The sequence below is a fragment of the Streptomyces sp. NPDC056580 genome, from assembly GCF_042793175.1.
Classification (GTDB): Bacteria; Actinomycetota; Actinomycetes; order Streptomycetales; family Streptomycetaceae; genus Streptomyces.
This window is the reverse complement of sequence record NZ_JBHTVE010000044.1, coordinates 1-4863: the sequence shown is the minus strand read 5'-3', so window position 1 is coordinate 4863 and position 4863 is coordinate 1. Positions and strand designations below refer to the sequence as shown.

The window sequence follows — 4863 nt, the reverse complement described above, 5'->3', positions numbered from 1 at the left end:
GATGTACGGCCGCGCAAGCTTCCCCCTCCTCCGCCACCGCATCCTCCTGGGCTGACATCCGCACCCTCCGTCACCACCGACTACGGAACAGACCCGCTCACCGTACAGACCCCAGCGCTCACGTTGACGACATCACGGCGACGACGTCAGTAGAGCCGGCAAAAGGCCGTGCCGGGTGGAGGAGTGGTAGCTGCACGAGTGTCGACGGGCTCAGTAGGGTTACAGGAGCGGCCTACCGGATCATGGAACGCGCCGGTGTCGGGGCATGGGCACGTGGTGGCCCTCGCCGGTGGAGTATAGGGATGACGGACGAGGAGATGGGGAAACCGTGAACAGCAGGACACCTGCCGCGGTGCCGGACCGGCTGGTACCCGGTGGTGCACCAGGCTGTCTTGCCGCATGTGCGGTCTTTTGCGGGTGCGGTGGGCGGCCATGTTCCTGAAACGTGTCCGAGTTGAGAACTTCCGATCGATCGAAGCCTGCGATGTCCGGCTTGGCCCCCTGACGGTCCTGGCTGGGCCGAATGCAGCCGGAAAGTCGAACTTTTTGGACGCACTGCGATTTGTCCGAGACATCCTGCGCTCTTCGTCACTCGTGCAGGTCCTGGAGTCCCGCGGCGGTCTGGACGAAGTACTGCACCGTTCTCCTGCTGGCGTACAGCCCACTTTCTTCCGCATCAGACTGGAGGTGAGCGTTCCTGCATCCGAGGCGGCCACTGAGCAGCCTTCGATCGATGCTTCATACCTGCTAGAAGTGGGTGCCGACGCCGGGGAAGACGGCACGCCCGCAGTGTGGCGAGAGGGTCTGTCGTTCCATGACGCGCCCAATGCTCTCTTCCCTTTGATGGGCCCTGACTGGCGGCACCTTCTGGCCGGCCGACAGGAGCACCTGGCCCCGTCCACGGAATCCCGGGACAACCGCGACGTGTACGCGGTCGGCCGCCGCCTGCACTCCATGCGCTTCTATGAACTGCACACACCGGTGCTGCGGGACGTCGATCAGACACCCCGACGTCGCGGTGACGTCGTGCTTGGCGAACAGGGCGAGCACCTGGCCCGGGTGCTCAATCGACTTTCCCACCGCACGCCCTGGGCCAAAGAGACCATCGATGGCTATGTCTCCACTATGATCGAGAACGCTGCAGGGCTGGACGGCAAGGAATTCCTTGAAGCCGACCTGGCTTACCTCGTCGGCCGGTTCCTTGAGGACGGCGGGGAGAAAGAGGTCGACCGTCGGTCGCTGTCCGACGGCACCTTGCGTCTGGCTGGCGTCCTTGCCGCGCTGTTCCAGCCTCGGGCGCTAAACGGTTCGATCCCTCTCGTCGGGATCGAGGAACCAGAGATTTCCTTGCACCCGCCGATGTTGGGCGCCCTCTACGACGCGCTCGTGGGCGCTGCGCGCAACACCCAGGTGATGGTGACCACCCAGAGCGCCGATTTGCTGGACAACCCCGCAGCAGATCCTGCGCACCTCCTGGTCGTCCGCGACGATGGTTACGGCAGCACCATCGGCCCGATCGACCGGGCTGGCCGCCGCCTGCTGGCCGACGGCGTGCTGACCCTGCCCGAACTCCTTCGCAGCGGAGAAATGCGCCCAGGGCCCGGCTCACCGCACGGCACGCAGGAAGGCGGCCAGCGGTGAGTAGCCCCTACCCGATCATCGCACCCATCGTGGAGGGTCACGGAGAGGAGAGGGCCCTTCGGGGCCTCCTGTACCGACTCATCCCGCACCTCAGGGAAGGTGCTTACGCCGACATTCAGCCCGCCTACCGCCTCCCGCGGGACCGGATACTCAAGCCCGCGCCGCTCAGGCAGGCGCTCAATATCGTCTACGCACGCGAGCCGGGGCCAACCAGCGTTCTCGTCTTGCTGGACGCGGACGACGACTGCGCCGTCGAACTGGCCGCCCAGGTACGCAGCTTGGCGCAGCAATCGCATGCTCACCTCCCCCTTTTCGCGGTTGCGGCCGTCAGAGAGTTCGAGGCTTGGTTCCTGGCAGGAGCCGCCGGACTGGCCGGACATCTGGGACTGCCGGACGACCTTGCCCCTCCGCCCCACCCGGAATCCATTCGTGGCGCCAAAGAATGGCTGTCCGACCGCATGCCACGAGGCGTCAGCTACCAGCCAACTGCTCATCAGCCCTCCTTTGTCGAGCATTTCGACCTGGATGCGGCTCGCCGTGGGGCACGCTCATTCGCCAAGCTGTGCCGTGACGTGCTGCGCCTCCTGGACACGTGAGCCCGACAGCGCGGCAGGGAGGCACGTCATTGCGAGCATCGTGGGGAGCCCGACATCCTCCTCTCCTGCGGTCAGCGCGATGACGCCCCCGGCGCCGACCTCGAACTCGACGACGGCCGGCAACCGGGTGCCACCGCAGGACCTCGACGCCGAACAGTCGGTGATCGGGTCGCTGCTGCTGTACGGCAGCCCGAGCAGCGCGTCGTACCGGTACTTCGCCGCCCAACGGCACAGAAGCCTCGTGCGTTGCGGGTCCCGCCGCCGTGAGGCGAACGGCCTGTCACACACCCTGACGCGGCGGCACTTCTGCCACCGACGGCGGAGGGTGCGTGACAGGCCCGGCAAGCTCATTGGATCAGGTCGGTGTGCGGATGCTCGGGGGAGGTCGGGCAGATGTAGATCTGCATGTTGTCTGTGCTGCCGACTTCGACCTTGGTCGGCCGCGACGGGCTCTGGCCACAGCAAGTACCGGCGGTGTTGGCGGCGTAGGCGGCGGCCTGTTCTTCGCAAGGCGCCCAGCTGTATCCCTCACCGCCGTCCCATTCGCGGGAGGCGATGGTCAGCAGCGGGACCATCCGCACCTCACAGACAGTGCAATATCGGGGGTTGGGGTCGGTGCGGCCCCACGGAGGCCAGCCGCCGACCTTCCATCCGGGCGCGTCTGCCAGATGGATGTCATAGAAGTCCCGCGGATAGTCAGCGTAGGAGCTGTCCACGTCGGCGCCGGCCGCCTGCCATCTGCTCCAGTCCTCCACCATCCGCAGCATCTGCGGGCTCAGATCGAGGCTGTTGGGGTACTCGGTGATCGCTTCGGGTGCGATCAGGCACGGCTCCGGCAGATAGCCGTCGTCGTTCACCTCGTACGGTTCGGGCGGTGTGGCGAGGATGTCGACGACTGCGGCGGCGGACCGCCAGAACAGTGCGGTCGACGGCTTGTGATGCGGATCGTGGTCGTAGGGGCACCACAGAACCTGGAGCAGATCGGCCTGTCCGGGCGGCCGCAACAGGGGTATGTCGCGCAGATACAGCTGGGCCACGGGCAGCATGGGGACCGGGCAGTCCGCGGGCGGAGGGCCGACGGCGAATCGCTCCGCGAGCATCGCGGCGTTCCGCTCCTTGACCGCCGCCTCCTCGGGCGTCGTCCCACTGCCCTTGTGATCACGGTGCCGCCGGGCCTGCATGCGTCTCTTGAGCCGCACGTCGGCCGGCGACTGGCGGAACCCGCTGTCCACGTGCAGGTGCGAGGCTTCACAGTGCGGCCACGGCTCCTCAGCCGGCCACAGCAACGGCCCCCCGACCGAGCTCTCCCCGACCGAAGGCGATCCGGGACGAGGGTGCAGCCGAACCGCAGGACGCGCCCACGGCGCCAGCTCGGGAAAGACCGCGGTCACGTCCACGGGCCGCGGCGGAGTAGTACGTACGAAAACCATGCCGGTGATCCTGTCACCAGCCACTGACAACCCTGGCCGCCTCAACCAGTCGCGGTGGCAACGGTGTTCAGCTGGTCAGGTCCAACGCAAGCAGCCCCGGCCACAGCGACAGCAAGCCCGCCTATGTCACAGCCAGGGTGCTTCGGTCCGGCCATCACTCGATCAGTGGCCACTCTGAAAAAGCTCCCTACGTTGTTCTGCGGGAGGCGGTGAGCCCTTCGTATGGTTCACCCACCCAGGGGCGCCGGGTGTGGTTGAAAAAGCTCTGCCGCTTGTGGCTCTCAGTGATTGGCCGCCCGGCGCCCCACGACGACTCGGCTGCCAATTAGGAATTGCGAATGATCGCTCCGTAGGGAATCGACAGCGAAGTCGTCCGTGGGAGGCACCAACAACGTCACCACACGGAGGCACCACGTGGCTGCGATCTGGGCTGGCATCGACGCAGACAAGACCCACCACCACTGCGTCGCGATCGACGACAGCGGCCGACGGCTGCTGTCGCGACGCGTCGCCAACGACGAACCCGAACTGTTCGAACTCCTCGCCGATGTCCTGGCTCTGGGCGACGAGGTGACTTGGGGCATCGACCTGGCGGACGGCGGAGCCGCCCTGGCCATCGCCATCCTCCTCAACCATGACCAGCCGCTGCACTACATCTCTGGCCGGGCCATCCACCGTGCCTCCGAGAGCTACCGCGGCGAGGGCAAAACTGACGCCAAGGACGCCGCAGTCATCGCGGACCAAGTCCGCATCCGCCGCGACCTGCACCCCTTACGCGCCGCCGACGACACAATCACCGACCTGAAGATCCTCACAGGCCGGCGCATGGACCTGGTCGCCGACCGCACCCGCACGGTGAACCGCTTGCGAGCCCAGCTCACCGGCATCTTCCCTGGCCTGGAACGGGCGTTGGATCTGACCAACCTCGGCCCCCTCACCTTGCTGATCGGCTACCAAACCCCAGCGGCCATCCGCCGCCTCGGCGCCAAGCGGCTGGAGACCTGGCTGCGCAACCGTCACGTGATCCGCGCCGACCGGCTCACCGAGATCGCCGTCCAGGCCGCCGACCGGCAGCACACCAGCCTGCCCGGCGAGAAGCTGGGGGCTGAGCGCTAGGGAGGATCAGCTCATCCCCCTGTACCTGCCTCTTGCAACGTGGAGTCCCCGGGAAGAGGAGTTTGCGGACTGGTTCGACA

3 protein-coding genes and 1 pseudogene are annotated in these 4863 nt (G+C 66.7%); 3 read left to right on the top strand and 1 reads right to left on the bottom strand.

Annotated features, from left to right (window positions below):
• Positions 1–432: 432 nt before the first annotated feature.
• Complete coding sequence (locus tag ACFQ9Z_RS39290; protein ID WP_383031913.1) at positions 433–1641, top strand: AAA family ATPase; 1209 nt, start codon at positions 433–435, stop codon at positions 1639–1641.
• Positions 1638–2237 (top strand): DUF4276 family protein, encoded by a 600-nt coding sequence (locus tag ACFQ9Z_RS39285; RefSeq protein WP_383031910.1) that lies wholly within the window; start codon positions 1638–1640, stop codon positions 2235–2237. The genes ACFQ9Z_RS39290 and ACFQ9Z_RS39285 overlap by 4 nt, the downstream gene beginning before the upstream one ends.
• Positions 2238–2584: 347 nt before the next feature.
• Here ACFQ9Z_RS39285 and ACFQ9Z_RS39280 read toward each other — a convergent pair whose 3' ends face one another.
• Positions 2585–3667: a hypothetical protein gene (locus ACFQ9Z_RS39280; protein ID WP_383031916.1), complete on the bottom strand. Its 1083-nt coding sequence runs from the start codon at positions 3665–3667 to the stop codon at positions 2585–2587.
• Positions 3668–4081: 414 nt separating this feature from the next.
• Between ACFQ9Z_RS39280 and ACFQ9Z_RS39275 the strand changes: the two are divergent.
• A pseudogene (locus ACFQ9Z_RS39275) lies at positions 4082–4777 on the top strand (IS110 family transposase); the annotation flags it as partial.
• Positions 4778–4863: the final 86 nt, after the last annotated feature.